We start from the raw sequence: 3,060 nt of genomic DNA on the forward strand, positions 1-3,060 counted from the left end.
ACCGAAGTGGCATCTCGCCCAGGCTCCCGGGCTCCCGGCGGGCGGCCCCGGCACGGCAGAATGGGACGCGATGACCTCCACACCCCCTCCGCTCGGCCTGCTCCTCGACGTCGACGGGCCCATCGCGAGCCCCGTCACGCGCACGATCTCGATCCCCGAGATCGCCGACGACCTCGTCGCCCTGGCCAACGCCGGCATCCCGATCGTGTTCAACACGGGCCGCTCCGACGCGTTCCTGCGCGAGCGGGTCCTGCCCGCGCTCCTCGAGCGCGGCGTCTCGGCCGAGGCGCGCATCGTGTGCGTCTGCGAGAAGGGCGCCGTCTGGTTCACCGTCGACTACCGCGGCACCTCGGAGCCGATCGTCGACGAGTCGCTCGCGATCCCCGAGCCGGTGGCCCGCGACCTCGAGCGGATGATCCGCTCCGACTACGACGACCTGGTCTTCTTCGACGAGACCAAGCGCGCCATGGTCTCCGCCGAGCAGCTGGTCGACCTGCCGAGCGAGGACTACCTCGAGCGCCAGCTCGTCTTCGACGCCGACGCCCTGCAGATCATGACCGCCGCGGGCCTGGGAGTCGAGCGCCGCGGCATCCGGTACCCGAACGAGGAGGGGACGGTCGACTTCCGCATCGACCCGACCGTCATCTCGACCGACATCGAATCGAACCGGCTCGGCAAGGACCTCGGCGCCCAGCGCGCCGTGGAGCTGCTCGGAGCGACCGGCGCGATCCCGCAGCGCTGGCGCACGGTCGGCGACTCCCGGAGCGACTACGCGATGGCCGACTGGCTGTTCGAGCACGCCTACGACGTCGCCCACGTCGACGTGCGGCCCGCCGAGGGCGTGCCCGAGAAGCCCTACCCGGTCCTCGTCGTCGACGGAGCCGTGAACGACGCGGCCGGCGCCGCCGTGCTCCGCCGCTGGACCGAGCTCGTCGCCGACGAGACGACGCCCGAGGTCGGCGGCGCGATCTCGCTCCACTCGCGCGGCTGATCCGCCACCCCTCGCCGTCCCGCCGCGGGCCCGTTAGCGTTCGAGCATGAGAATCGCAGTCACCGGTGGATCCGGCAAGCTCGGCCGCCACGTCGTCACCCGCCTCCGCGCCTCCGGGCACGAGGTCTTCAACCTGGACCGGGCGGGGGACCGCGGCGCGGGCTTCGTCCGCATCGACATCGCCGACTACGGCCAGGTCGTGGACGCGCTGCAGTCGGTGAACGACCAGTACGACGGGATCGACGCGCTCGTGCACCTCGCCGCGATCCCCGCGCCGGGCCTCGTGCCCGACGTCGCCACGTTCCACAACAACATGATCGCGACGTTCAACGCGTTCCACGGAGCGATCCGGGCCGGCATCCGCAACGTCGTCTACGCCTCCAGCGAGACGGTGCTGGGCCTGCCCTTCGACGTCCCGCCGCCCTACATCCCGGTCGACGAGCAGTACCCGGCGCGCCCGGAGTCGGTCTACTCGCTCACCAAGCACCTCGAGGAGCAGATGGCGATCGAGCTGTGCCGCTGGCACCCTGACCTGAAGATCACGGGGCTGCGCTTCTCGAACGTCATGGACGAGGCCGACTACGCCGAGTTCCCGTCGTTCGACTCCGACGCGCTGCTGCGCAAGTGGAACCTCTGGGGCTACATCGACGGACGCGACGGGGCACAGGCCGTCGAGAAGGCGCTGCTCGCCGAGACGACCGGGTTCGACCGCTTCATCATCGCCGCGGCCGACACCGTGATGACGCGCCCCAACGCCGAGCTGGTGGCCGAGGTGTTCCCCGGCGTCGAGCTGCGCGGCGACCTCGGGACCACCGACACCCTGCTCTCGATCGACCACGCCCGCGAGGTCCTCGGCTACGCCCCCGAGCACTCCTGGCGCGACTCGCAGCAGGCCTGACCCGCTGGCCCCGCGCCGTTCGTGCACGGCTCGGCCCGCAGCCCCACGCACGAGCGCGCCCGGTCCGCAGGATGCCTGCGGGCCGGGCGCACTCCGTGGGGCCGAGGATCAGCTCGGGATGTAGTTGAAGGTGTCGGGGTCGGGGCCGGTGCGGTGGCCGCGGTCGAGCGCCGTGATGTCGGTCATCGCCTCGTCGTCGAGCTCGAAGTCGAAGAGGGCGAAGTTCTCCTCCACGCGCTTGCGGGTGACCGACTTCGGGAAGACGATGTCGCCGCGCTGGATGTGCCAGCGGAGGACGACCTGCGCCGGGCTGCGGTCGACGTTGCGCGCGATGCGGGTGATGGTGTCGTCGTCGAGGACGAGTCCCTGCGCGATCGGCGACCAGGCCTCGGTCGCGATGCCGTGCTCGGTGCCGTAGGCGCGGAGCTCCTGCTGCACGAGGTAGGGGTGCACCTCGATCTGGTTCACGGCCGGGACGATGGTCGCCTCGGCGCGGAGCCGGTTGAGGTGGTTCGTCTGGAAGTTGGAGACGCCGATCGCCTTCGCCTTGCCGCTGCGGTAGATCTCCTCCATCGCCTTCCAGGTCTCCAGGTAGTCGCCCACGTTCGGGAGCGGCCAGTGGATGAGGAAGAGGTCGACGTAGTCGAACTGCAGCTCGCCGAGGGTGACGTCGATCGCGGCGAGAGCGTCCTCGCGGGCGTGGAAGCCGTTGTTGAGCTTGCTGGTCACGAAGACCTCGGAGCGGTCGAGGCCGGAGGCGCGGACGGCCTCGCCGACCCCCGCCTCGTTGCCGTACATCTCGGCGGTGTCGATGTGGCGGTAGCCGACCTCGAGGGCCGCCAGGGTCGCGTCCTTGGTCTCGGCCGGGTCGATCTGGAACACGCCGAAGCCCAGCTGCGGGATCTCCACGCCGTTGTTCAGGGTGATCGTGGGGACCGTTGCGGTGTCGTCGCTCATGAGCGAGTACGTCCTTTCGTCGGGGCGAGGGCGCAGTGGAGCCGCGCCGTCGTGCCTCCAGTCCATCGTCTGCGGCTCCCAGCTTCAACCCCTTGCGAAGCCGCCGCCCTCTGAGGGAACCCCGGACCGTCGAGGGAGCCCACCGGCGCGGGTTCCCTCGACGGTCCGGGGTTCCCTCAGAGGGCGGCGGCTTCGCAAGGGGTTGAAGCTGGGA

At 70.7% G+C, this 3,060-nt stretch carries 3 protein-coding genes; 2 read left to right on the forward strand and 1 reads right to left on the reverse strand.

Features of this window, described 5'->3' with window-relative positions:
- Window positions 1-70 precede the first annotated feature (70 nt).
- On the forward strand, window positions 71-991 hold the full coding sequence (locus C5D44_RS17415) for a hypothetical protein (protein ID WP_104276746.1): 921 nt from the start codon (window positions 71-73) through the stop codon (window positions 989-991).
- Window positions 992-1,037: 46 nt separating this feature from the next.
- Entirely contained in the window at window positions 1,038-1,889 is an 852-nt protein-coding gene (locus C5D44_RS17420; protein WP_104276745.1) for an NAD(P)-dependent oxidoreductase, read from the forward strand.
- Window positions 1,890-1,997: 108 nt separating this feature from the next.
- Here the strand turns inward: C5D44_RS17420 and C5D44_RS17425 are convergent, their stop codons facing one another.
- Entirely contained in the window at window positions 1,998-2,846 is an 849-nt protein-coding gene (locus tag C5D44_RS17425) for an aldo/keto reductase (RefSeq protein ID WP_104248244.1), read from the reverse strand.
- Window positions 2,847-3,060 lie beyond the last annotated feature (214 nt).

It is taken from the genome of Rathayibacter sp. AY1B5, assembly GCF_002932795.1.
GTDB lineage: Bacteria > Actinomycetota > Actinomycetes > Actinomycetales > Microbacteriaceae > Rathayibacter.

Excerpts from the sequence above, each read along its gene's own strand:
- C5D44_RS17415 (WP_104276746.1), top strand. The coding sequence starts at position 71 with ATGACCTCCACACCCCCTCCGCTCGGCCTGCTCCTCGACGTCGACGGG.
- C5D44_RS17420 (WP_104276745.1), top strand. The coding sequence starts at position 1,038 with ATGAGAATCGCAGTCACCGGTGGATCCGGCAAGCTCGGCCGCCACGTC.
- C5D44_RS17425 (WP_104248244.1), bottom strand. The coding sequence starts at position 2,846 with ATGAGCGACGACACCGCAACGGTCCCCACGATCACCCTGAACAACGGC.